Source organism: Kitasatospora sp. NPDC089913 (genome assembly GCF_044748625.1).
Classification (GTDB): domain Bacteria; phylum Actinomycetota; class Actinomycetes; order Streptomycetales; family Streptomycetaceae; genus Kitasatospora.
The window spans coordinates 1-24,534 of the sequence record NZ_JBIVGI010000054.1 but is presented as its reverse complement, the minus strand read 5'-3'; the positions used below and the strand labels follow the sequence as shown (position 1 = coordinate 24,534).

At 72.4% G+C, this 24,534-nt stretch carries 19 protein-coding genes, 2 pseudogenes and 1 riboswitch; of the genes and pseudogenes, 5 read left to right on the top strand and 16 right to left on the bottom strand.

Annotated features, from left to right (window positions below):
- Nucleotides 1-1,278 precede the first annotated feature (1,278 nt).
- Together ACIPYS_RS39525 and ACIPYS_RS39520 are read right to left on the bottom strand one after the other, a co-directional pair.
- Nucleotides 1,279-1,443 (bottom strand): hypothetical protein, encoded by a 165-nt coding sequence (locus tag ACIPYS_RS39525; protein ID WP_400755424.1) that lies wholly within the window; start codon nt 1,441-1,443, stop codon nt 1,279-1,281.
- Entirely contained in the window at nt 1,440-1,880 is a 441-nt protein-coding gene (locus tag ACIPYS_RS39520) for a hypothetical protein (RefSeq protein ID WP_400755422.1), read from the bottom strand. Before ACIPYS_RS39520 ends, ACIPYS_RS39525 begins: the two co-directional genes overlap by 4 nt.
- Before the next feature lie 377 nt (nt 1,881-2,257).
- Between ACIPYS_RS39520 and ACIPYS_RS39515 the strand changes: the two are divergent.
- Nucleotides 2,258-3,087: pseudogene (locus tag ACIPYS_RS39515) on the top strand (SDR family oxidoreductase).
- A gap of 807 nt (nt 3,088-3,894) precedes the next feature.
- Here the strand turns inward: ACIPYS_RS39515 and ACIPYS_RS39510 are convergent.
- Nucleotides 3,895-4,605, bottom strand: coding sequence for a hypothetical protein (locus ACIPYS_RS39510; RefSeq protein ID WP_400755420.1), 711 nt, complete (start codon nt 4,603-4,605; stop codon nt 3,895-3,897).
- A 129-nt stretch (nt 4,606-4,734) separates the two neighbouring features.
- Between ACIPYS_RS39510 and ACIPYS_RS39505 the strand changes: the two genes are divergently transcribed.
- Complete coding sequence (locus ACIPYS_RS39505; protein ID WP_400755418.1) at nt 4,735-5,049, top strand: hypothetical protein; 315 nt, start codon at nt 4,735-4,737, stop codon at nt 5,047-5,049.
- 281 nt (nt 5,050-5,330) lie between these two features.
- Here ACIPYS_RS39505 and ACIPYS_RS39500 read toward each other — a convergent pair whose 3' ends face one another.
- From ACIPYS_RS39500 to ACIPYS_RS39450, 11 genes are all read right to left on the bottom strand, one after another.
- Nucleotides 5,331-5,489 (bottom strand): hypothetical protein, encoded by a 159-nt coding sequence (locus ACIPYS_RS39500; RefSeq protein WP_400755416.1) that lies wholly within the window; start codon nt 5,487-5,489, stop codon nt 5,331-5,333.
- A gap of 496 nt (nt 5,490-5,985) precedes the next feature.
- Nucleotides 5,986-8,145, bottom strand: a complete 2,160-nt coding sequence (locus ACIPYS_RS39495) for an amino acid adenylation domain-containing protein (RefSeq protein ID WP_400755414.1) — start codon at nt 8,143-8,145, stop codon at nt 5,986-5,988.
- Nucleotides 8,146-8,150: 5 nt separating this feature from the next.
- Nucleotides 8,151-11,621 carry an amino acid adenylation domain-containing protein gene (locus tag ACIPYS_RS39490; RefSeq protein ID WP_400755412.1) on the bottom strand — a complete coding sequence of 1,157 codons (3,471 nt, stop codon included), beginning with the start codon at nt 11,619-11,621 and terminating at the stop codon, nt 8,151-8,153.
- On the bottom strand, nt 11,618-12,427 hold the full coding sequence (locus tag ACIPYS_RS39485; RefSeq protein ID WP_400755410.1) for a thioesterase domain-containing protein: 810 nt from the start codon (nt 12,425-12,427) through the stop codon (nt 11,618-11,620). Before ACIPYS_RS39485 ends, ACIPYS_RS39490 begins: the two co-directional genes overlap by 4 nt.
- Before the next feature lie 3 nt (nt 12,428-12,430).
- A complete protein-coding gene (locus ACIPYS_RS39480; RefSeq protein ID WP_400755409.1) occupies nt 12,431-13,366 on the bottom strand; it encodes an NAD(P)-dependent oxidoreductase in 936 nt (311 codons plus the stop codon).
- Complete coding sequence (locus ACIPYS_RS39475; protein ID WP_400755407.1) at nt 13,363-13,944, bottom strand: hypothetical protein; 582 nt, start codon at nt 13,942-13,944, stop codon at nt 13,363-13,365. Before ACIPYS_RS39475 ends, ACIPYS_RS39480 begins: the two co-directional genes overlap by 4 nt.
- Entirely contained in the window at nt 13,941-14,717 is a 777-nt protein-coding gene (locus tag ACIPYS_RS39470; protein WP_400755405.1) for a hypothetical protein, read from the bottom strand. The genes ACIPYS_RS39475 and ACIPYS_RS39470 overlap by 4 nt, the downstream gene beginning before the upstream one ends.
- On the bottom strand, nt 14,707-15,057 hold the full coding sequence (locus ACIPYS_RS39465) for a hypothetical protein (RefSeq protein WP_400755403.1): 351 nt from the start codon (nt 15,055-15,057) through the stop codon (nt 14,707-14,709). The genes ACIPYS_RS39470 and ACIPYS_RS39465 overlap by 11 nt, the downstream gene beginning before the upstream one ends.
- Entirely contained in the window at nt 15,054-15,863 is an 810-nt protein-coding gene (locus tag ACIPYS_RS39460) for a hypothetical protein (RefSeq protein ID WP_400755401.1), read from the bottom strand. The genes ACIPYS_RS39465 and ACIPYS_RS39460 overlap by 4 nt, the downstream gene beginning before the upstream one ends.
- Complete coding sequence (locus ACIPYS_RS39455; RefSeq protein ID WP_400755399.1) at nt 15,863-16,516, bottom strand: hypothetical protein; 654 nt, start codon at nt 16,514-16,516, stop codon at nt 15,863-15,865. Before ACIPYS_RS39455 ends, ACIPYS_RS39460 begins: the two co-directional genes overlap by 1 nt.
- 53 nt (nt 16,517-16,569) lie before the next feature.
- Entirely contained in the window at nt 16,570-17,424 is an 855-nt protein-coding gene (locus tag ACIPYS_RS39450) for an isocitrate lyase/phosphoenolpyruvate mutase family protein (RefSeq protein ID WP_400755397.1), read from the bottom strand.
- 566 nt (nt 17,425-17,990) lie between these two features.
- Between ACIPYS_RS39450 and ACIPYS_RS39445 the strand changes: the two genes are divergently transcribed.
- Together ACIPYS_RS39445 and ACIPYS_RS39440 are read left to right on the top strand one after the other, a co-directional pair.
- Nucleotides 17,991-21,014 (top strand): type I polyketide synthase, encoded by a 3,024-nt coding sequence (locus ACIPYS_RS39445; protein ID WP_400755395.1) that lies wholly within the window; start codon nt 17,991-17,993, stop codon nt 21,012-21,014.
- The gene (locus ACIPYS_RS39440) at nt 21,007-22,299 is read left to right on the top strand and encodes an MFS transporter (protein WP_400755393.1); all 1,293 of its coding nucleotides are present in this window, start codon (nt 21,007-21,009) and stop codon (nt 22,297-22,299) included. Before ACIPYS_RS39445 ends, ACIPYS_RS39440 begins: the two co-directional genes overlap by 8 nt.
- 92 nt (nt 22,300-22,391) lie before the next feature.
- Here the strand turns inward: ACIPYS_RS39440 and ACIPYS_RS39435 are convergent.
- Nucleotides 22,392-22,688 (bottom strand): annotated as a pseudogene (locus ACIPYS_RS39435) (ABC transporter permease subunit); the annotation flags it as partial.
- Nucleotides 22,574-23,047: an ABC transporter permease gene (locus tag ACIPYS_RS39430; protein WP_400755391.1), complete on the bottom strand. Its 474-nt coding sequence runs from the start codon at nt 23,045-23,047 to the stop codon at nt 22,574-22,576. The pseudogene ACIPYS_RS39435 and the gene ACIPYS_RS39430, both read right to left, overlap by 115 nt.
- 215 nt (nt 23,048-23,262) lie before the next feature.
- Nucleotides 23,263-23,393: riboswitch (FMN riboswitch) on the top strand.
- Nucleotides 23,394-23,639: 246 nt separating this feature from the next.
- Here ACIPYS_RS39430 and ribB point away from each other — a divergent pair.
- Nucleotides 23,640-24,290, top strand: a complete 651-nt coding sequence (gene ribB, locus ACIPYS_RS39425) for a 3,4-dihydroxy-2-butanone-4-phosphate synthase (protein ID WP_400755389.1) — start codon at nt 23,640-23,642, stop codon at nt 24,288-24,290.
- Nucleotides 24,291-24,534: the final 244 nt, after the last annotated feature.

Below are 24,534 nucleotides of genomic sequence, written 5' to 3'. Positions count from 1 at the left end.
TCGGGTCCGGCCCACTCCCGCAGCTCCAGCTCCGGACCGACACTCGACGGCGTCACTTCGCCGACCTCCACCAGCGCGGCAGGCCCCCGGGCATGCCGACCGGCAGCGAATTCCGGATCGGACCGCCCTGGCTCCCACCGGGACAGCGGTGGCTTCGGCACCGGTGGACCTCGAGCCCGGCTTCAGGGAGTCCGGCACGGTGGCGCCCCAACGCCGGGGGTTCTCCGCCCACCGCTCCGGCCCTCCGGGGAAGGCGAGCCGCCTCGGCCGGTGCGCGGCCTGGCCAGCAGCAGCCTCCGACCACGCGGGCGGGGCGGGTCGGCGGCACAGGCACACGAGGACACCGGCACGACGTCACCGCGAAGGGCGCCCCGACAACCTCAGCCATCACGAAGGGGAACCGCCCACCGGGCACCGCACGCGTCACGGACGGTTCCGGCGGCGCCCACGGCTCCGGTTGCGGGCACCCGCCCGTGCCCGCAACGACACTCCCCCGGCATCGGCACGCATCCCGCCCGGACCGACATCCCGTCACCTCCGCAACACACCCGGGAACAGGAAAATCTTCGGCACACCCCGGGATAGCGCGAGCCGTTCATTGCCAGCGGGACCGCAAGATTTCCTGCTCCCCAGGGAAGACGGCGCATCGTCCCAGGCCGGGCGGCCGGCCACCACCGCCGGCACCGGTACGGTACGCACGGGCCCGGGCGCGGCACGACGACCGACCGCACACCGCACCGCCCACGACAGGCGCACCTGCCCGACACACCGACCCGACGCGCAAACCGGCCCCGGGCGCGGCATCGGGAGCCACCCGACCATCGGACATCGTGAACACCGCACCCGGCGCCCGGCCCCTCCCCCACGACACCAGCACCCCGAATCCGAACGCCCGCACCCCAGGGCAACGTCCGGGCGAGCCCGCCGCACCGATCACCCCCCGACCCGCCACCCACCAGGACACGGGCACCGTCCCCACCCAGCTGCCCACCCCCCGGGGGGACGCACTCCGCAACGGCGGGAACCCTCCAGAGCCCGGAGACCGGGATTCCTGTCCCGGCTCAACTCCCGCCAGCACGACCAGATCCGACGGCCGAACAGCTCTCTCGTCGAGACCCTCCAGGAGCCGGACGGGCCCTGACCCCCTCCGAGCGCCGTTCAGTGCCGGCGAAACCCGCCGCGCGGTCTGCCGTTGGTGACCGTCGGTTCGACTTGGGACCCGGGCCGCCGCCGCTACCGCCCGCGTGGACCGGCCCTCCGACCGGTCCACGCGAAACCTCAGGGGCGGCGGCCGCCGATCCGGTCGAGAGCCCACGCCATCGGGACAGCGGTGGCGACAGCGACGGCGATCCGGCACCAGAAGGAGGAGGTCACGTGATCGGCCGCCACCAGGACCCCGCCCCAGAGGGCCAGGACCCCTGCCTTGGCAAGACCCCCGCTCACGTGAGCAGCGCCGTCAGACAGCCCGAGGCCCCGGCCGCCACCGTGTTCACCGTGATCTCCCTGGCCACCTTCTTGTTCACCTTTCCGGCGATCAGGGCGGCGGCGCCGCCGACGCCCATGCGGATCAGGCAGTTCTTCGCCGTCTCCGTCATCGGCCTGGCCCCGAGTGCCTTGCAGTACTTCTCCCGGTCCGCCTCGTTCTTCCCGAAGCGGCAGTTGACGGCGTTGTGGTCCTGCCGCGGGTCCACCAGAACGGGGGCGTCGATCACGTTCACACCCGCGGACGCCTCGGAGGCGGTGCCCGCGGGGAGTTCAGTGACCGACACCGACACCGACATCGGCTCAGCCGGAGCCGCGTGGGCGGCGGTGCCGGTCACGAGGATGCTTCCCGCTATCACTATTGAGGTGAGACCTGCTGCGAATTTCTTCAACTTCATTCCCATGAACGATCGGCACGAGAAAACGTACTGCTCTCGCTTTCCATCGAATCTAGTGGTGGGTCCCATTCCGCGAAATGAGACCTTCGTACACCTTCCTTGAATCTTCCCTCCTGCTCACCGCGTGGAGCGAGCAGGCCGTCACTCATGACGCCCCGATCTGCGCCGTGGGTGACGCCCGTTCAGCGCGTCGTTTGTGGCCCCGTTCCCCGCATCGGTCGGCGGGCGGTGAAGAGGCGCTTCGCGGCCACGGCGAACAGCGGCGGCCCCGCTCCGGCCAGGCGATCGAGCGCTCCTCCCGGTCGTCCTGGCGAGCGCGGGCGAGTCGGCCCCGCAGGCCGGTGCTCTCCAGCTGTCCTCCTCTACTGTGTCGCACCATGACCATTCTGATCATCGGTGGCAGTGGATTCCTGGGCACCGAGCTGGTCCGCCAGGCGGCAGCGGCGGACCGCACGACGGCTGCGACGTTCACCACCCGGCCCGGCAGCACCCCGGGGGTCTCGTGGCACGCCCTCGACCTGCGCGACTTCGGCCGCATCGAGGCGATCATGACCGAGGTGGAACCCCACGTGGTCGTCAACGCGACGAGCGGGGGACCCGACTGGACGGTCACGGCCGAGGGACCGGTCCGCCTGGCGATGACCGCGGCGAAGCACGGCAGCCGCCTGGTCCATGTGTCCAGCGACGCCGTGTTCTCCGGCCTGCGCGTCCACTACGACGAATCCTGCCTCCCCGACCCCCTCACCCCCTACGGTGCCGCGAAGGCCGCGGCGGAGACAGGTGTCCGCCTCGTGAACCCGGGCGCCGTCGTCGCCCGCACCTCCCTGATCATCGGCGACCGGAGATCGGAACACGTACGCGCGGTGCACGACCTCGCCGCCGGCACCCGCACCGGCGTCCTGTTCACCGACGACATCCGCTGCCCCGTACATGTCACCGACCTGGCCGCCGCCCTGCTGGAACTCGCGCCTGCGGCGACCGGTCCGGCGTCCACCACCTGGCAGGAACCGATGCCCTGAACCGCCACGAACTCGCCACCCTCATCGCCCGACGCGACGGGCTCGACCCCTCCCGACTCCCCACCGGCCTGCGGGCCGACAGCGCACTTCCCGGAGCACTCGACGTCCGCCTCGACAGCCGTGCCACCCAGGACCGGCTCCGGACAGCACTCCGCGGCGCCCGCCAGTTCCTCGCCGCCGGGACGTGAACCCTCTCCCCGGCGACGCAACCGCCCACGCTCAGACCCCGGCGAGAACGCACAGCCCTCGAACAAGACGGAACACGCCGCAGGCCCACTGTCACGCCGGCGTCGGATCTGTCGTCCCGGGACGAGGCCGACCGGCAACCTGCGCCGCGCGGCCAGCAGCTGCGGAAGCCGGGCGTCGAGCTGGACACCTCGCCGGGCGAGGAGTTCGAACGGCCCGCCCCTCCATGACACGCGGGATCACTCGAATCCCATCCCCCCTGATCCAGTACTCCCCTGCCCGAAGTCGCGGCCTCGGCCGGAAGCACAGGCATCGTCACCTACACCGTCCGCACCACCTCCACCGGAGGATGCAGTGCCCGGCCGACCTCGGCACCGACCCTGTCGACCGGGCGCCCACGGATCCTCCGGTTCGCCGCGCGGGTACCCGGAGAAGGGCCGGCGTGTGGGCATGTGCTGCCTGGACCGCGGCAGGCGGGCGGGCGCCGGGAGGCCCCGCCCGCTGCGCCGCACGCCGGAGCGGCTCGCCGCCGACCCGCGGGGTACGGGTGGCGGCGGGGGTGTACCGCAGGGTCGGCGTCGCGCTCTCCCGCGTGGGTCATACGAGACCATGGGCAGCCGCGCTCCTCCGTGCACCACTCCGCCCCGCGTGCTCGGCGAGCACGCGGGGCGGAGCCTCTGTGGATATTCGTGAACCGGCGTCGGCCGGAGGCCGGCGGGCCCGGGGCCCGCAGACGCGACGGCGCGGTCGCTGCCGTCGCGTCTGCGCCCGCGGACAGCTGCCCGGGCCGAGGGCCCCGGGCCCGCCCGTTACGCCAGGTCGGCGAACTCGAGCAACCGCCGGGTGTTGCCCGCCACCGCCGGGCGCAAGTACTGGTGGCGGCGCGGCTCCCCGAGCGAGGCGACACTGTCGCGCCAGCTGAGCGCCCGGCAGAGCACCGCGGCCGGCTGGGCGATCCGGTACGCCTGCCGCAGTTCGTCCGGCGAGGCGTATCCGGTCCATTCGTCCAGGTAGGCGCCGAGCAACCGGTCGTGAAGCTCCTTTCGGTCGGCCACATCATGGACGACGAGATCGCGCAGCACCATGGTCATCGACTGAACAGGGCTGGACATGACGCTCTCGGCCCAGTCGAAGAAGGTGAAGCCGCTGTCGGTGACCGCGATGTTGTCCCGCCAGAAGTCGACGTTCACCAGCACCGCGGGCAGTGCGAGAGCGTCGAGCCGTGCGCACAGGTTCGTGAAGCGGGGCACGAAGGCCGTGATCCGCTCGTGCTCGCCGCGCGTCAGCGCGCCCGCGCCGTCGTAGTGCAGCGAGGCGGTGTCCGCGAGCAGTTCCTCCAGCAGCCCGGGCAGCGCCGCCGGGCGCCGGTCGGGGACACCCATCCGGTCCAGCAGCGCCGAGTCCGCCAGCAGCCCCTGCTGCATCGATGCGTAGGAGCGCACCATCCGCTCGTACAGACCGACGTGCTCCAGGGTCGGTTCGAGCTGCCAGAACGGCTCCACCCCCGGGTGAGCATCCACCCGCGCCCGGCGTCCGCGGCGACCACCGCCGGCACCCGGTCGGCGAAGCGGTCCGCGAGCAGCCGCACCAGCGCGGGCTCGTAATGGAACTCCGGCGGGGCGGCCTTGAAGTAGACGTACCCGGCGCAGGTGGGCATCCGCAGGGTGACCGAGTACGGCGAGCAGGCGAACTGCTCCACCGGCCCGGTCGCCGCCAGTCCCGCCCGCTCGACCGCCCCGCCCACCCACGAGGCGGCCTCCTGGTACCAGCCCCTGCGTGCCCACGGCGCCGAGGACAGGGCACCGCTCTCGCGCGACGCCCCGAGCGCGAACCACTCCTCGAGCAGTTCCCGGTGCTCGCCCCGCACCGGCGACAGCGAGCCCAACTCGTCCGCGCGCACCCAGCGCGCCCCGTGGGGGCGACGCTCCGCTGCCCCGCCGTGGTTCTCGTGCACGAGGACGTAGACCGGTCCCTTCTCGTCCAGGAGCTCGCCGAACCTGGTCAGCACCGTGGCCGGAACACCGAACCGCTTTCCGACCAGGGCGTTCACCTCGGCGGCGGCCGTGCACGGATGCCCGGGAAGCCCCCACCGGCCGTCCTGGTCCGTCACCATCAGGACGGCGTCCTCGACGGCGTGCGGAAAGATGCTGTAACTCGCGTTCCTGGCAGCAGTTGCCACAATCAATCAACCCTCATCAGAAGAAGTCCGACGCCCGGCGACCCACGTGGAACGCGCGGCGGTCGGTCAGGCCGTCCCACGCCCGCGGCAGGACAGCTCGTCGGCCACCTGCCGCCACCGCGCGGCGAGCGAGAGCGCCAGCTGCACCACACCGACCGCGCGGTACGGCGGCACCGCACCGACAACCGACCGCCACCGGCTCATGCCGAGCATGTGCGAGTCCATCCAGCGGATCAAGGAGCGCCCCCCGCTCCGTGTAACAGACACTTCCGATGGGCCGGTGAGCGTATCGGCGCGGGCTTACCCGGCGCGCGCCGGTACCGGTACGGCCCGCCCCCGGGTGCCCTGCGGACGCCGGTATCCACGACCGCTTGCGCCCCGCCGACACCCGGGCGCCGGCCTGTGTCTCTCCCTGCCCTGCGCCACCTGGCCGGACCGTGCGTCGGTCCGCAGGCGCTGCCCCGCTGGAGGCGCTCTCAGGTGAGCGCGAAGGCCGCGAGTGGACAGCCCCGGCGGTACGGGCGGCCAAGGCGACGACAAGGGTCCAAGAGGCACCGGTGGCGCCTGTCGCCCCGCTCGAAGCGGTGGAAGAGCCGGATGGAGTACGCGGCCAGGTCCACCTCCTTCCCTGCGGGCTGGCCCCGGAGGAGCTGGGGCGGGCCGTGACGGACACGTTGGTGGCGAGGTACATCCCCCTGCGGCCGCCCGCGCCGGCGGGCTGTCAGCCGGCCCTGCGGCGCCTGCCGCCGCGGTCCGCGGCGGGGCGGCGGGTCGGTGCGGGCAGTGCTTTGCGGTCGCACTTGCCGTTGGCGGTGAGCGGCAGTTCGGGCAGGACCACGATGGAGGACGGGACCATGTACTCCGGAAGGCGGGCGGCGAGGGCGGCACGGATCCGGGCCACGTCCAGGTCGTCGCCGTCAGCGCGGGCGGGGACGACGTACAGGACTAGCCTGGCGCCACCGGGCGGGTCGTCGCGCAGCAGGACCACGGCGGACGCGACCTCGGGCCAGTCGGTCGCGACCGCCTCGATCTCGGCGAGTTCGATGCGCAGGCCGCGCAGCTTCACCTGGTGGTCGATCCTGCCGTGGAACTCCAGGTACCCCGCGGGATGCCAGCGCACCAGGTCGCCGGTGCGGTAGAGGACGTCGCCGGGCCGGCCAGTGAACCGGTCCGGCACGAACTGGCGCTCCGTCAGGTCAGGGCGTCCGACGTAGCCGCGGGCCAGGCAGATACCGCCGATGTGGAGTTCGCCGGGGCTCCCGAGGGGTGCCAGGCCGCCCTCGGGGTCGAGGACGAGAGCCCGGACGCCGTCGATCGGGCGGCCGATCGGCACGATCGGTCCGGGTTCGACGGGGGCGCACGTCCAGTGGGTGACGTCGACGGACGCCTCCGTGGGCCCGTACAGGTTGTGGAGCTCGGCCGGGTGCAGCTCGTGGAAGCGGTTGGCCAGGGCGGGGCTCAGTGCCTCGCCACTGGCGAAGACCCGGCGCAGGCCGGTGCATTCGCGCAGGCCCGGCTCGTCCAGCAACAGGCCGAGCATCGACGGGACGAAATGCAGAGTGGTGATGCCCGCCCGGCGGATGACGTCCACCAGATATCCGGGATCGCGGTGGCCGTCCGGCGTGGCCATCATCACGGTGGCGCCGGCAATCAGCGGCCAGAAGAACTCCCAGACCGAGACGTCGAAGGTGTAAGGGGTCTTCTGAAGGACCACGTCGTCGGAGGTGAGGCCGTACTGGCGCTGCATCCACAGCACGCGGTTGACGATCCCTCGGTGCGGAACGGCGACACCCTTGGGCCATCCGGTCGAGCCCGAGGTGTAGATGATGTAGGCGGTGTCCAGGCTCGAGGCGGCGGGCCGGGGCTCGGAGGGCCGGGCGCCGGAGATGCCCGCGATGGGCACGTCGCCGGTCAATGGCAGGACCGGCGCGTCGAAGCATTCGCTCATCACAGGGGCGTGCCACTCGTCGCAGAGGACCAGGACCGGGGCGGCCTCGGTGGCGACGTGGCGGAGCCGGGCGGTCGGCCACGAGGGATCGAGGGGGAGGTAGGCGCCGTCCGCGAGGAGCACGGCGACCAGGGCGACGACCAGGGCGACCGAGCGGTCGGCGGCCACCGCGACGGCACTGTCCGGGCCGACCCCGTTACGGCGGAGGGCGGCCGCCAGCGCCTGGGCACGTTCCTCCAGCTCACGGTAGGTGAGGCTGCCGTCGTGGTCTCGGACGGCGACCGCGTCCGGGGTCCGCCGGCACTGGTCCAGGATCAGTTCCGGCAGTCGCACACCACCGTGGTCGGCCAGGCCGTCCCCGGCCAGGTCAAGCAGCCGGGAGCGCTCGGCGGCACCGAGCAGCGGGAGTCGGGCCACAGGGGTGTCCGGGTCGGCGGCGACCGCGTGCAGCAGTGTGTCGAGCCGGTCCGCGAGGCGGTCGGCCTCCGCATCGTCGTGGCGGGCACCGTCCAGGTGGATCCGGCAGCCGTCGGGACCGGCCTCGATCCGTACGGCAAAGGCTCCGCCCCCCGAAGCGTGCGCCGCGACGCGCTCGGCGGTGGCGAGGTCCGCGGCCGCTCCGAGGTACCAGGTGGGTGCTGGCCGGTCCTCGTCGTCACCGGTGTCCGGCCGGGCGGCGGGCGGCTCAGCGCGGACCAGGGCGCGAATCGTGGTTGCACCGTCGTAGGACCAACGCTCGGTGGACGGGGCGGCGTTCGGGTCACCCGGTCGGACCGCGAGGGTGATCTCGTCGTCGCCGCTGGTGCGGGCCAGCAGGACCCGCGTTGTCGCGTGCAGGACGGCGGCCGGAGTCGCGCCGGTCGCCGTGGCGGCCTCGGTGAGAAGCTTCCAGCCGTGTTCGAGGTGGCGGGTCCGCTGAACGGTGGAGGACATCATGCTCATTCTCCGTGTCGGTTGGCGAGGTACGCGGCGAGCGCGTCGACGGTGGTGTGGGTCAGTAGGTCGAGCACGGTGACGTCGCACCACGGCAGTGCGCGGAGCAGGCCGTTACGGACCCTGGTCAGTTGCAGGGAGTCGCCGCCGACGTCGAAGAACCGCTCGTCGTAGCCGAAGTCGTCGGTACCGAGGACCTCCTCCCACACGTCGGCGACTGCGTCGGCGATCTCGTCGGGATCGGGGACCTGATCGCGGACCGGGTCGGGAACGGGGCCGAGGTCGGCCACGGGACCGGGACCGGGTTCGGCACCGAGGTCGAGCTCGGGAGCCAGGCCACCCGCTGCGAGCGGCGCGCCGGCCGCAGCCAGTCCGGCGGTGTCCACCTTGCCGTTGGGCGTGAGCGGCAGTTCCTCGACCACCGTCCACAGGGTCGGCACGGCGTAGCCGGGAAGCAACCGTCCGGCGTGCGCCGCGAGCGTCGCAAGCAGCTGCGGCGAGTCGTCGGCGACCACGGCGGCGACCAGGAGTCGTTCCCCGGTCGTGGGGGTGGGGACGACGACGGCGTCCCGCACATCGGGGTGGTCGCGCAACACATGGGCGATGCCGTCCAGTTCCACCCGGAAGCCCCGGATCTTGACCTGGTTGTCGCGCCGGCCGAGGTAGCGCAGCCGGCCGGCACCGTCCCAGCGGACCAGGTCACCGGTGCGGTAGTGGCGGCGGCCGTCGGGGCCGGTGACGAAGGCACGCGCGGTGGCTTCCGGAGCGTCGAGGTAGTCGGCGGCCAGGCCGTCGCCGGCGGTGTGGAGCTCGCCGACGGCTCCCGGCGGGACCGGGCGCCCGTGTTCGTCGGCCACGGCCACCGAGGTGCCGGGCACGGGGCGACCGATCGGCAGCGGGTCCTCGACCTCCACGCGGTCGCGGATGTGGTGCACGGTGGTGAAGGTGGTGTTCTCGGTGGGGCCGTAGCCGTTGGTGACAACCAGGCCGGGAGCGGCCTCCAGGGCCCGCCGGACCTGGGCCGGCGGTACCACGTCACCACCGGTGAGGACCTGCCGCACCCCGCGGAAGGCGGCGGGCTCGTGGTCGGCGACGAGCCGGAACAGCCCGGCTGTGAGCCACAGGCCGGTGATGCCACGGCTGCGGACGAAGTCGCGGAGGACGGACGGGACCAGGTGCGGTGCGGAGTGGATCTCCACGGTCCCGCCGGTGGTGAGCGGCGCGAAGATCTCCAGGGTGGAGGCGTCGAAGGCGAGCGGCGCGAAGCGCAGGAACCGCTCGGCGGCTCCTGGCTCCAGTACGCCCGGGCCGGTCACCAGTCGGGTCACGCCCCGGTGCGGCACCCGGACGCCCTTGGGGACTCCGGTGGAGCCGGAGGTGAAGGCGATGTAGGCGATCCGGTCGGGGTCCGCCTCCGCGGCGGGGCCGACCTCGGCGTCGCCTGGCTCCCACGGGTCGACCAGTGACACGCTGCGGGCGCCGAGGGGGGCCGGTCGGCGGATGTCACCGAGCAGCGCCTTCGGGGCGACGGCGGACATGACGCGCTGTGCGACGGCGTCCGGCGCGCCCTCGTCCAGTCCCACGTAGGCGGCGCCCAGGCGAAGGGTGGCAAGGACCGAGACGAGCTCCTGCGTCGAGCGGCCGTGGGCGAGCACCACGTGGTCGCCCACACCCACTCCCGCGGCCGCGAGTACTGCCGACTGCTGCTCCGCGGCGCGGTGCAGCTGGCGGTAGGTCAGCCGGAGGTCGCCGGCGGCGTCGGCCACGGCGACGGTGTCGGCGTGGGTGCGGCAGACGTGTTCGAAGAGCTGCCACAGGCCGGTGCGGTCCAGTGCCGGGGGTCCGGCGGCGAGGCGCTCGCGTGCCGTGCGGGCAGGGGTCGACGGGTCGCCGACCGTGGCCAGCGGCGCGTCGGGGTCGATGGCGAACCCGACCAGCACGGCGTCGAGTTCGGCGGCGAGTGTGGTGGCGTCGGCGAAGCCGAGCACCGAGGTGGCGTACTCCAGGGCGAGTACCGACCGTTCGGCGCTCCACTGCTGCACGTAGAGGACGGCGTCGAAGACGGAGCCGCCGCAGTGGCCCTCGTGGAGATCGAAGGTGACCTCTCCGGCCGTGAGCGTGCCGGGTACCAGCTCGTCGTGGGCGGCGAAGGCGAACTGGGTCAGCGGGTTGCGCCGCGGGTCCCCGCCCGCGCCCATCGCGGAGACGATCCGTTCGGAGGGCACCGCGCCGGTGTCCAGCGCGCGGCGGATGTCGGCGCCGACCCGGCCGAGGAACTCCCGGACGGTCGACATGGGTTCGGGACGGCAGCGGACGGGCTGGATCTTGGTCAGCAGTCCGACCACGTCGTGCGCCGCACCGGTGCGGCTCGCCGAGGCCATGCCGATCAGCAGGTCGGGCGTGCCGGCGCGACGGCCCAGGACGAAGGACCAGGCGGCCAGCAGCAGCGTGTTGCGGGTCAGGCCGGTCTCGCGGCCCAGGACCTGGACGGCGGCCATGGCTCCTGGGCCGAGTGCGAACCCGAGCCGGGTGCCGCGCCGGTCGGCCACCCGGGGCCGGGCCAGATCGGACGGGAGTTCGATCGTGGTGGGAGCGCCCGCGAGTTCGGGCAGCCGTGCCGCGAGGGCGGCCCGGGCCCGTTCGGAGTCCTCCTCCCGGACGACCGTCCGCGGCGAGGGAGCCCGGCCCGCCGGCAGGTCACCGCGGTAGGCAGCGACCAGGTCCCGCCACAGCAGACCGATACTCCATCCGTCCACGAGCGCGTGGTGCACCAGCAGTGAGAGGACGTGGTGGCCGGGGCCGAGTCCGGTGAGGACGAACGCGGCCGCCGGCCGGTCGAACGGCCGCATGAGGTCACGGCCGGCGGGCCCGACCACGGCGTGCACGGCGGCCACCGGGTCGGACCCTTCCGGTGGACGCAGCTCCTGCCGGATCAGTGCGGGCCGCCATTCGTGCAGGACGCGGGCCGCCGTGCGGCCGTCCTGATCGAGGAAGACGGTGCGCAGCGCCTCGTGCCGGGCGGCGAGCGCGGTGATCGCGCCGGCCAGTCGCCGCTCGTCGAGCATCCCGCGCACCTCGGCGCTGAAGAGCAGGTGGTGGGCGGTGCTGGGGTGGGCCTGATCGCTGAGCAGCATGGAGTACTCGCCGACCGACGCGGCGCGCAGGCCTTCGGTCACGGCACCGTCGTCGGCCGGGTCTGGCGAGTTGCGCACCGGCGGGGCGGTGGCGAGGACCTCGGCCAGCGGCAGAGGCCCGAGCAGCGTGCCGACCTCGGGCGCGAGGCCGAGTCGGCGCTCGGCCAGGGCCGCGAGTTCGATGGCGCGCAGGGAGGTGCCGCCGAGGGCGACGAAGGACGCCGTGGCGGCCCGCCGCCGCAGTTCGGGCTCCGAGAGCCGTAGGACCTGTGCCGCAGGCGCGGTCCAGGGCTCGGCCCGGAGCGGTGGTACCGGGTGCTCCGGCAGGTCGTGGGCAGTCACATCGTCTCCCTGGTGAGCCAGCGCAGGATCACTCCCGAGACCTGTGCGGCGTGCTGTTCGTGCATCAGTGCGTGGTGGTCGGCGTCAATGGCCTGCGCGCGCACTTCGCCGTCCACGTACTCCTGCCAGCCCTCCGCGGATTCGGCGGGTGTGCTGCCGGGGCGGTGGGTGAAGAGGCAGTCGATGCTGCCGAAGACGGCGTCGGGGTCGTAGCGCGCGCAGGCTTCGCCGTTGACGGCGTAGATGTCGACCAGCGGCGTGAGGTCCTCGGGCCGGAAGGACGGCGGCAGCCGGTGCTCGGCCACGGCGCGCCGGAGGAAGCCCTGGAGCAGTTCCTCGCGCGCTGCCCCGGCCGGGGCCGTGAACGGTGTCGACAGGCCGACGGCGCGGGAGAGCAGGCCGAGGGTCTGCCCGGTGCTCAGCGGGTCCTGCTGGGCGTGCGGCGGCTCGGTGTCGAGCAGCCCGGCGAGCGCGACGCGCTCGCCCCGTGCCTCCCACTGCCGGGCCATCTCGAAGGCGATGAAACCGCCCATCGAGTATCCGAGGACCTCATAGGGTCCTTCCGGCTGTACTGCGGTGATCGCCCGGATGTACCGGTCGGCCATCTCCTCGATCGTCCGGTCGGGCCGGTTGGCGGGGCTGATCCCGTGGCACTGCAGCCCGTAGACGTCCCTGAGGTGGCCCAGCCGTCTGGCCACCGGGGCGTAGTAGGCGACCGTACCGCCCAGGGCGTGCACGCAGTACACCGCCCGACCGGTGCCGCTCACGTGGAGCGGGACCAGGCACTCGCTCGCTGGGCTCCACATCGTTCAGTTCCCTCCCAGCTCCGGTGACAGGACATCGAGGACCCGCCGCACCGCCCATGCGTCGAGGACGCCGCGCACGTCGGAGCGCTGGGCTCCCTGGTGCTGCGTCGCGAAGACGTTGGCGTCCCGCGTCGCGGCGAGGAAGCGGTCGGTCTCGGCGGCCAGGCCGGCGTCCACGGGGTCGAGGTAGCAGCCTCGCAGCCGGTCCTCCTGCAGGGCCGCGGCGACGGCGTCCTGGTCGATCAGTTCGTACCGGCCGACGTTGACCAGGTACGGCCGGCGCGCGGCGACACCAGCGAGCCAGGCCTCGTCGACCATCCGCCTGGTGGTCGGCCGCAACGGGACGGCCAGCACGTGGACGTCCGCCTCGGCCATCGCCTCTGCGCGGTCGAACACCGGGAGGCCGTCCGGCAGGGAGGGGTGTCGGACGAATCCGGTGTCCATCCCGAGCATCTCCAGGCGCCGGTGGAGCGCCCGGCCGATCGGCCCCGCGCCCCAGACGGCCACCCGCTGCGCGGCCAGGGGTTCGCCCATCAGCCGGTGCTTGGCGAAGGTGCCGTCGAGCAGCCAGCGGTAGCCGACGCCCATCCGTCGGCAGAGCACGGTCAGTCCCGCGACCGCCAGTTCGGCCACCGCGTCCGCGCTGACGTCCGCGTTGCGGTGCAGCCGGATTCCGCGGGCCTCGAGCACGTCCAGCGCGATGTTGTCGGTACCGCTGCCGGGCCGCACCACGTCGGTCAGCCCGGGCAGTTCGGCGAGTTCGGCCGCGCCGAGGTTGGCCTCCGAGCGGAGCACCACCACGCGGCAGCGGCGGCGGGCCTCGACCGGCAGGGCCGCGACGGAGGTGGCCCGGGCCACCTCCGTCGCGGTCGCCATCCGTGCCAGGTGCGACTCACCCAGGGTGGTCAGGACGGCGACCACCGGCCGCTCGACGGTCATGCCCCCACCTCGCCGGCCCCGGCCGTACCGCCGAGCAGCCCCAGCGTCACCGGGTGCAGGACCTCGTCGAGCGGCCTGCCCGCAGCCATCAGCTCGCGCACCAGGGTCCCGGACACCGCTGGCAGGTGGGCGACGTCCAGGCGCACCACCCGCTCGCCGAGCGTGGTCCATGCCTCGGCCTTGGCGTCCTCGAAGTCGTCCCGGGAAGGGACGGCGAACACCCGCTCCGGCGGCAGGAGTTGCTGGTAGAGCGGCCAGTCGAGATCGAGCCGGTGCCCGGCGAGGACCTCGATGTCGGCCACCCGCTCGGGGAACGCCGCTCCCACCGTGGCCCGGACCATCCGGTGGCGCAGCCACAGCGACCACGGGTTGCGCTCGCCGGCATGGTGGCCGTCCACGATCCGGGAGAACCCGGGTACCGGGGAAGGGTGCCCGGCCTCGGCGGAGCTCTCGTTCGCGACCACAACGACGGTCAGTTTCCCGGTCCGCCGCAGCAGCTCGCCGATGTAGGCGAGATGGCCGCGGTGGATCGGTTGGAACCGTCCTTCCCAAACCAGGTGGGAGAAGCGCTCGGTCATGCGTGGGTCAGAGCACCTTCACGGGACGCGTCCAGGAATCCCAGGTAGGCGCGCTGGGCACCCACCTGCGGACGTCCGGCCCGGCGCTGGGCCGGACGGCACACCACGGCGGGAATGCGGCGGCCGTGGCCCCGGGCGAACTCGGCCGCGACCGCGCAGCGCATGGCCTCGTAGAGGTTGACCCCAGCGGTGGCGCCGATCGGTGTCGCACCGATGGTGAGGGTGCCGATGATCGGGGTGCGGGTGTCCAGGCCGGTGTCGGTGTCGGAGATGATCACGTCCACCACGACCCCGTGGTCCCGCTCGATCGCGGCGGCGATCTGCACGGCCCGCAGATTCGGGTCGTCGGTGCCGAGGGTGGCCCGGTCTGTGCCGAACTCGTCTGCCAGCAACAGGTGCTGGTCCGTCACGTGATAGCCGAGCCGCTCGCTCCACGCGGCCGCGAGCTCCGGAAGCCGGTGTGCCGGGACGGTCTTGGGGTCGGGGTCGGCGAGCACCTGGCGGGGACCCACCCGGCCGAGGCCGGCCGAGGTGACCTTGTCGGCCACCACGACCACGTCGCCGTCGATGACGTGCGGACCCACCAGTTCCGACAGCCGCCGGACTGTTGCATCCCAGCCGGCTTCGGTGTCGACCTCGCCCGGCGCGGACTCGACCGAGGCGCAGATGTGTCCCGACTCGCCCATGCTGCCGAGAAGGCCCTTGAACGCCGCGTTCATCGCGACGGCCAACTCCCAGAACCAGTCCGGACGCTCGTTCGGCTCAGACGCCACGGAGGGCCTCCCGCAGGCTCAGCAGGCGCTCTTCCTCTGCGACCGAGTCGTCCTCGACGCCGTCGAAGCCGGGGTGGCGCCTGACGTCGTCCGGCTCCATCAGCGCGAGGTCGGGCAGCGCAACGCGGTTGTCCGCGAGCGCGTTCTCGAGGTGGAAAATGGCTACCGACAGGTCGGACACCCGAATGTCCTCCAGCGGCCCCGCCGCAAGGAACTCCAGCTGGGCGTGGGCCAGGACCGCCTTGGCCCACGGGTGCTCGCGCAGCTCGGCGAGCCGGGCCGCGTAGCCTTCCCAGATCTGCCGTTCAGGGGCGCTCCACGCCTCTGCGGTCATCGTCACAGTACCTCCTTGGGGCCGTTGCCGGTCCCGTCGAGAATGTTCAACAGTGTTTGCGTGTAGGGCTGTTCGGCTCCGGCGAGAAGTGCTTCGGTGAGCACTTCCAGTACCGGGCCGCCCGCCTCGGCGAGGGCGGGCAGCCCGCGGGCGATCTCACCGAGGTCCTTGGCGGCGAGCCGCCCGAGGTAGGTCGAGCGCGCCGGTCCGCGGGCGTCCCGCACCACCGACCACTCGGGCACCGCGCGCCCTGCAGTTCCGGCCGCCAGGACCTCCACCAGCGCTCCGGCGCCGTCGGGGCCCGCCTCCCCCAGCGCGAGCGCGGCGGACCACTGCTGCACCAGCAGGACCCAGTTGTGGAGGAGCTTCGCCTTGGCGGCCTCGGGTGCGCTCGGAAATCCGATCGCCCGGCCCAGGGCCGACACGACGCGGCCGGCCGGCCCGTCCGGGTCGACGGGACTTCCGAGCAGCAACACGCCCTGGCCCAGAGCGAGTTCGCGCCCGCCGCCGGTCAGACCGCCGCCATGGTAGGCGGTGCCCAGCGCGCCAGCCTGCCGCGCGCACCGCCAAGCCGACTCCGGGCTCTGCGTGGTGAGGTCCAGGACGACACCCGGCACCCACTCCAACTCACTGAGCTGGTGCAGGCTTTCGTCACCCCGGGTGAGGGCCGTGATCAGCACGTCGGGTTCGGCGTCGAGCACTTGGCGCCGGTCGTCCCGGTCGGCCGCACGGACGGTGAAGCCACAGTCCGTGAGCCGGCCGGAGACGGCGCGCCCGACCGCGCCCTGGCCGAGCACTCCGATGAGAGTCATCAGGCGTTCAGGTAACCGGCCGCGAACATGTTGCCGCTGTGCGCGCGGACCATCGCGACGTGGGCCTCACGGATGACCTCGCACGCGCGCCGGGCACGGTCCTGGGCGGGCGTCGTGCGGGCGAAGACCTGCAGGCCCAGGTGGCCCAGCCGGGCGTGGAAGCGCTCGTCCGGGTTGATGTGCTTCTCGAACATCTCGGCGGTCTCGGGATCGAACCGGGCCAGGGCCTTCTCATTGCGCTTGAGGCTCTGGGTCTCCACCGTCAGCTGCTGCGCGGCGAAGAACTCCTCCGGGTAGGCCATTTCGTCGAGCAGGTCACCGAAGCGCAGCTGCTCCGCGCTGGGGCGGTAGTCCATCACCGAGCCGCCCAGCGCCTCGATGCGGCGACGGCAGTGCTTGGCGTGCTTCGCCTCGTCGCCGACCTGACGTCCCACCAGGATCTTGAGCGTCATGTCCGGTACCCGCCCGATGAATCGGCCGATGATGTCGACACCGCGGATCTCGTTGTACCAGCGGGGCTTGAGGGCCTCCGCCGCCGCGAGTCCGTCCAGCTTCCCGGTCCAGTAGACGGTGTCCGACTCCGGGAGCGCGGAGAAGTAGTCCTCGTTCTCCTGGTTGAGCTGGGCGATGAACTCTTCTACCTCTACTGCCACGACTCTCTCCTGATATTTCGAATTCTGAATCTGATGTCCGGGGGTGGGCCGGATCAACGGGACAGCGAAAGCCATTCGTCGAGCCGCTGCAGCTCAAATATCTCGCGCACGCTGGCGACCTTGTTCTCGACGGCCGCACTGGACCCGTCCTCACGAATTGTCGACAGCGTGCGCCGGACGGCACTCACAGTTGCCCGAAGGCCCTGGTTCGCATAGATGCTCATGGCCACGCCGGCCTTCTGCATCTCGCCCACCGGCCAGTCGTAGTACGTCGTCGGAACGACGACGACCGGCCGAATCCCTGACCATTTTCCGAGGAATTCCTGGACCTCGTCGGGAACCGATGACTTCGAGTGGACGAGGATCGCGTCCGCGCCGGCCTCGGCATAGGCCGCGGCCCGGCGCAGGGCCTCGTTCACATCGCATCCCGCGATCAGCGCCTCGGTACGAGCGATGACCACCAGGTCGGGATCGCGCTGGGCGGCCTTGGCCACGGCGATCCGGTGCGCGAACTCCGCGACGTCCTCCAGGACCTGACCCCGGGAACTGAAGCTGTTGACCTTCGGGAAGATCTTGTCCTCGATGCACACCGCGGCGATTCCCGCAGCCTCGTACTCGTGGATCATATGCGCAATGTTGAGCGAATTTCCAAATCCGGTGTCGCAGTCGGCGACGACCGGAAGTCCACACGCGCGTTCGACCTCGACGGCGGACCGCAGGTAATCGGTCATGGTCAGCAGACTCGCGTCGGGGAGCCCTCGGAATGCCGACACCTCAAAACTCGACGACCAGACGGCGTCGAAACCCGCCTCTTCCGCCAGAATTGCGGCCAGGCCCGAGGACGCCCCCATGACGGTGGTGACCGCCGGAGACTCGACAAGCAACCTGAGCTTTCGCGATTTACGCACAGCTCGCCCCGTTCTTGTGAGAGTGATGTGCTGCCGACAACCATGCCGACGGACCGGCCCAGGTGGGCACGGCACGACAACGGGTCGTCGGAATTTCGGTACGCGACTGACATCGCGGTGAAGTGGTCAGAAGCCCCGGGACCTGAGCCGGGGGACCGTTGCGCGAAGTCGTCGACGATCACGGTCGACGACAGTCGCTGATTCCCCCATGGCGCCCGTCGGGCGGCGCGGCCGCTCCATCCCCTGTGGCGGCCGACAAGCACCGGACACTAGATGAACTCGCAGCTGAGAGCAACTGAGGCTCTTCACACTGTTGGATACGTCACAGAGACACCGAGCCGGTCAGGGGCCGGGGGTACGGTGAACCGTCCCGCGCCGCCGGGTGCCGTCGGCCGCACCGCGGCCGACGCCCGTCGGCGCCAACGGACTTCTTCCGCTCTCCCTGGCAACCTCCCACCGACGCCGGCCCACCGGCCGCGTCCGGACGTGGGCCGGGCGGGCCGATCCACCGCCGCACCCGAGTGCGGCTCCTTCTTGGACGCTTCTCAAACGGGGGTTCTACTGACATGCAACTGGACGACGCAGTAGCCGTCGTGGGCCTGTCCGGCAGGTTCCCCGGGGCCGACTCACCGACGCGGTTCTGGGAGAACATCCAGGCCGGGCGCGAGAGTCTCACCCGGCTGACCACCCAGCAGCTCGCGGCCGCCGGGGTAACTCCCGAGGAGTACCGCCACGACTCCTACGTCCCTGTCCGCGGCGTGCTCGACGACGTCGACCTGTTCGACGCGGAGCTGTTCGGCTACCCGCCCCGCGAAGCCGAACTCATGGACCCCCAGCAGCGCTTGCTGCTCCAGTGCGCCCGGACGGCCCTCGAGGAGGCGGGCCACGGCGCGGGGGGCGGCCGGGTCGGTGTCTTCGTCGGCACGTCGATGAGCAGTTACCTGCTGCACCACCTGCTCCGACGGCCGGAACTGGAAGAGGATGTCGGCCTCCTGCCGATCATGGTGGGCAACGACAAGGAACACGCCGCGACCCGGATCGCCTACCGCCTGGGCCTCACCGGACCCGCCCTCGCCGTCCAGACCGCGTGCTCCACCTCGCTGGTCGCGGTCCACTACGCGGCCCGGAGCGTGCTCCACGGCGAGTGCGACCTGGCACTCGCCGGAGGTGCCTCCATCACCCTGCCGCAGCACGTCGGCTACCGCTACCAACGCCACGGCATCCTGTCCCCCGACGGTCGCTGCCGGGCCTTCGACCGCCGGGCGGCCGGCACCGTGGCGGGCAGTGGCGTCGGCGTCGTGCTGCTCAAGCGTGCGCTGGACGCGCAGCGGGACGGCGACGTGGTGCACGCCCTGATCCGGGGCTCCGCCGTCAACAACGACGGCGGCGACAAGGTCGGTTACACCGCGCCGAGCGTCGCCGGGCAGACGGCGGTCATCCGCGCGGCGCTGCGGGCCGCCGGAATCACCCCCGCGGAGATCGACTACGTCGAAACCCACGGCACCGGTACCGAACTCGGCGACGGTATCGAGATCGCCGCCCTGACCGCCGCCTTCCGGGACGGCCCCGAGCGGCGCGGCGACTGCGCGATCGGCAGCCTCAAACCCAACATCGGCCACCTCGACGCCGCCGCGGGCATCGCCTCCTTCATCAAGGCCGTACTGGCCCTCAAGCACCGGGTACTGCCGCCGAGCATCAACTGCGAGGAGCCCAATCCCGACCTCCGACTGGAGGAGAGCCCGTTCCGCGTCAACCGCGAGGCCCGGCCCTGGCCGTCCTCCGGCGCCCCCCGCCGGTGCGGGGTGAGTTCCTTCGGCATCGGCGGGACCAACGCGCACGTCGTCCTGGAGGAGGCCCCGCCGGCCGCCCCGCCGGCCGCCGACCGGCAACGACCGGCGGAGATCGTCGTCCAGTCGGCCCGTACCCGCGAGGGCGTCCTCGCCGCCGGCGCCGACCTCGTACGGCATCTCGACACGCAACGCCCCCCGCTCGGCGACATCGCCCACACACTGCAGACCGGACGGGCCCACCTGGAGTGGCGGCGAGCCGTCACCGTGAGCGGGCTCGACGGACTCGGCGCGGCCCTGGACGCCGCCGCCGTCCGGCAGGTCCCGCGATCCTCGTCACTGGTCCTCCAGTTCCCCGGCCAGGGCTCCCAGTACGCCGGCATGGCGGCCGGCCTCCACCGGGAGATCCCGCAGTTCCGGACCGTGTTCGACCACTGCCTGACCCTGCTCGAACCCCGACTCGCCGCGGACCTCGACAGACTGCTGACCCCCGACCGGCCCACCGCCGACGATGCCGCGGAGCTCAGGGAGACCCGGCTCGCCCAGCCCGCACTGTTCGTCACCCAGTACGCGCTGGCCCAGGTACTGACCGGCTGGGGGCTACGTCCCAAGGCGCTGCTCGGCCACAGTGTCGGCGAGTACACCGCCGCCTGCCTTGCCGGAGCGATGTCCCTCGAGGACTCCCTCCGTCTGGTCGCCGCGCGCGGCGACGTCATGGCGCGGGCGCCGCGCGGCACGATGCTCGCGGTGCTCGCCCCGGAGCCGGCCGTCCGCAGCCGGCTGGACGGTACCCTGTCGGTCGCCGCCGTCAACGCGCCGTCGGTGACCGTGGTCGGCGGCACCGTCGAGGAGGTCGACGCGCTCGCACGGCGGCTGGCCGCGGAGGGGACGGCGACGCGCGCGCTGCGCGTCGGTCATGCCTTCCACACTGCGCTGATGGCCCCTGTACTGGAGGAGTTCCGCGCGCTCGCCGGGTCGGTGACGTTCTCCCGGCTCAGGATCCCGGTGGTCTCCAACGTCACCGGCGACTTCATGAACCGCCGCAGGGGCCACTCGGCCGACTACTGGACCGAGCACTTGCGCGAGCCGGTGCGCTACGCCGACGGCCTGGCCAGGGTCCTGGCCCTGCCCAGTCCGATCGTGCTGGAGGTCGGTCCCGGACGTGCGCTGACCGGTCTCGCCCTCCAGCAGGACGCCGCCGGCCGGGCGGCCCTCGCCACGACCATGCCCCGACCGGCCGAGGAGCCGGCCGACGCCGCCCGGATGCTGTTCGACGCCGTCGGCACCGCCTGGTCCGCCGGCGCGACCGTGGACTGGGCCGCCCACCACGCGGGCGCCGAACGGCGCAGGGTCCCGCTGCCCACCTACCGGTTCACCCGGACCCGGCACTGGATCGACGCACCCGGAGCCGTACCCCGGACGACGACCGGCACACCGCCGGACGCACCGGTCGGCACCGCGACCGACGCGGCGGTCTGCACGGAGATCGGGACAGCGGTCAGGCCCGCCGCACCGGCCGAGGCCCCCACCGCCGGTTCGACGCACGCCGAGAGTGCGCTCACCGGAATCTGGAGCAGACTCCTGGGCACCCGCGGCATCGGCCCGGACTCGGACTTCTTCGAACTCGGCGGCCACTCCCTGCTGGCCGTCTCGCTCCTGACGGGCATCCAGGAGACCTTCGGCGTCGAGCTCTCCCTCAACGACACCTACCGGGCCCGGACGCTCGGCGCGCAGGCCACCCTCATCACCAACCGCCGCGGCGAAGACGCCGGCGTCCCGGACAGGAGAACCGACAGTGTCTGAGTCCCCGACCACGAAGGTCGCCGACCAGCAGCCCCCGCCGTCCCCGCCCGGCGGACGGCGCCGCCGCCTCACCGACCGGCTGCCCGAGCCCGGCCCGGCTCGGCTGATCGTCCTGGTGTCGCTGATCACCAGTATCGGGCTCGGCCTGTACATCTCGGGCAGCGCCGTCTTCTTCGTCCGCTCGGTCGGCCTGTCGGCCACCCAGGTCGGCCTGGGCCTGTCGGTGGCGGGCATGGCCGGCCTCGCCCTGGGCATCCCGGTCGGCCACCTGGCCGACCGCCACGGCGCCCGCGAGGTGACCATCGCGATGGTCGCGATGCAGGTGGTCCTGCTGGTCTGGGCAACCCGGGTCACCTCGTTCTGGCTGTTCCTGGTGGTCATCACCACGCTCGGCGTGGTGGAGAGCGGCGCGGACGTCGGACGGCAGGCCATCCTGTCCGCCCTGATCGGGCCCGAGCAACGGGTCACGGTGTCCGCGTACAGCCGGGCGGTCTTCAACGGAGGTTTCTCCCTGGGCGTGTTGGCGGCGGGCCTCGCCGTGGCCGCGGACACCAGAGCTGCCTACACCGCGCTGATGCTCGGCAACGCCGGCACCGCGCTCCTGGTGTGCGTGCTGTACCTGCGCCTCCCCAGGATCCCCGGCACCCGCGAGCGCAAGGACGCACCGTCCGGCCTCACCGCGCTGCGCGACCTGCCCTACCTGGCGATGGCCCAGGTCAGCGGGATCGTCATGCTGGGAGACATCCTGCTGACCGTCGGCCTGCCGCTGTGGGTGGTGTCCCACACCCACGCGCCCCGGCCCGCGGCCTCGTGGCTGATCGGGGTCAACACCCTGCTCGTGATGGTGTTCCAGGTCCGCGCGGCTCGCGGTGCCGACACCCTCGCCGGTGCGACGAGGCTCCACCGGTGGGCGTTCCTCGGCCTGGCGGCGTCCTGCGCCCTGGCATCGGTCACCGACCGCCTCCCCACCTGGCTCGCGGTCGCCGTACTCGCCTGCTCGGTCGCCCTGCTGACGCTCGGCGAGCTGTGGGGGAACAGTGCGCGCTGGACGCTCCGCTACGACCTCGCGGACCCCGGTGCGCAGGGACAGTACGGCGGCGCGTTCCAACTGGGCACCGCACTGCCCAGGGTTCTCGGGCCGCTCATGGTCACCGCTCTCACCGACCGGCTGGCCTGGCTCGGCTGGCTGCTCGTGGGCGCGGTCTTCCTCCTCGGGTACCTGCTGTTCCCGGCCACCATGCGGTGGACCGAACGCACCCGCCCCGTGTACACCGCCCGTACCTGATTGCCCGTCAAGCGCGTCGGTCGGCGCCGCTCGACGCCACCCTCCACCAGCCGCAACGCCCCGTACAGGGCAACGGCCAGGAGCGAGAGCATCAGGAGGGTGGATAACGTCCCGAACGTCTCCGAGCCGTTGCGCTGCACGGCGAGCAGTTGACCCAGGCCCTCACCGCCCATCACGAACTCGCGCACCATCGCGCCGGTGGCCGACAACGCGACGCCGGCCCGGAGCCCGGGGAGCACGCTCGGCGGGGCGAGCGGGAACTCGATGCGCCGCGTCAATCCCCCACGCTCCGACCCGTCGACCCGTGCCGCGGCCAGGACCTCCCGCTCCAGGCCTCGGATGCCCAGAGGTTGTTGACCAGAACGGGGAAGAACACCACCGGCGCGCACAGCATCACCACGGGCCACGTCCCGCACCCGAGCCCCGAGGCGAGCAGCGGTGCGAGGGCTACTGCCGGGACGGCCTGACGCGCTGCCAGGTACGGCTGCAGCGCGCGGGCCGCGAGGCGGCCGCAGGCGATCGGACAACCGAGCGGCAGCGCCACGGCCGTCCCCGGCGCGACGCCGGCGAGGCTCTCGTACAGTGCCGTGACCGTCGCGTCCGGCAGCGCGCCCCGGCCCAGGGCCGCTACGAACGCCCCTGCCAGGTCGACCGGGTGAGGGAGGAAGAACGAGGACACGGCGCAACCCTCGACCGCGCCCGCCCGCAGCAGGAGGAGAAGCACGCCGGGCACGAGCGGGGTCAGCACCGCCCCGAGCCGATCCCGGACGGCTCCCGTCGGCTTCTTGGGGCCCGTCCTCACACGGCTGCTGTCCGCTTCGCCCGTGCCCGAGCCGTACAGGTGGCCGATTCTCCCGGCGACCGAGGCAGCTCCTGTGCACGGCCGCCGACTGCCGGGTCGGCGTGTGTGCCGTGGAACACATCCACAATCCACCGCATACGTGGCATGATCCTCCCGAGTGTTCGCGCGCTCCGGGGTCGGTGCAATTCCGAACCGGCGGTTAAAGTCCGCGACCCAGCCGACGCCATCGGCTGGTTGACCTGGTGAAACTCCAGGACCGACGGTGAAAGTCCGGATGAAAGGTAGTGCGCGGCGACACATTGTCCGGCCAGGAGCGGCTTGCCGCCCCGGCGCCCGGATTCGGTGCTCGCTCTCCCCGGAACGGCGTCTGTGCACGGGGGCGAGCTGCCACTCGCCATCCCTCCCCGCGCACCTGACGCCGTCCATTGCGGAGGCCGTGTGCGCAAGCACGCGTCCTTCTGGATGGCCGCGTTCTCTCGCAGATCAGTGAACTCCCGGGCCCACGGGCCCAGGGTTCCCCGACCTCAGGAGAGATCAGATGGCAAACACCCTTCTCAACCGCACTGACCGCTTGCGGCAGGTGGAACAGGCGATCGAGTCCTTCCGTCGCGGTGCCTTCGTGGTTGTCTTCGACGACGAGTCCCGCGAGAACGAGGGCGACCTGATGGTGGCCGCCGAGTACACCGACGAGGCCGCGATGCGGTACATGCTCGACCACTCCTCCGGTGTGGTCTGCGCGGCGGTGCCTTACGAGCGGTGCGCGGAGCTCGATCTGCCGCAGATGACGGCGGACAACTCCGGCCTGCACAGTACGGCCTTCACCGTGTCGGTGGACCTGCTCGCCGGCGGGACCACCGGTATCCCGGTCGACGAGCGGGCCCGCACCGTACAGGCGTTGTCAGACCCGACCACCCAGGCGGGCGACTTCGCCCGACCCGGCCACATCTTCCCGGTGCGTGCCGCGCGCGGCGGAGTGCTGGAGCGCGACGGCCACACCGAGGCCGGGGTGGACCTGTCCCGACTGGCCGGGCTGTCCGGCGTCACCACCATGTGCGAGGTCGTACGGCCCGACTGGAGCATGGCCCGCCTCGACGACCTGCGGGAACTCGCCGCACGCGACGGGTTGGCGCTGATCTCGGTGGGCGATCTGGTCGCCTACCGGCTGGCCGCCCAGCAGTCGACCACCTGAGCGACCCGGTCGGCTCGAAGCCCGGCTGCTCCGAGCCGGCCGTCGGGGAGCGCCTGGAGGAGTTGACGCGCTCCCGCAGCCTGCGCACCGAGCCGGTCACGGTGCAGGACGCTTTTGACAACTCCCTCCTGCCGTAACCGCGGGCGGTGGAGCGTTGGGCCCGGCCCGCGCCCGGGCGGGGGGGCCCCGCCCCGGGGGCCCCGCCGGTGCCCCGGGGGGCAGGCGCCCCCCACGCGCGGCGCGG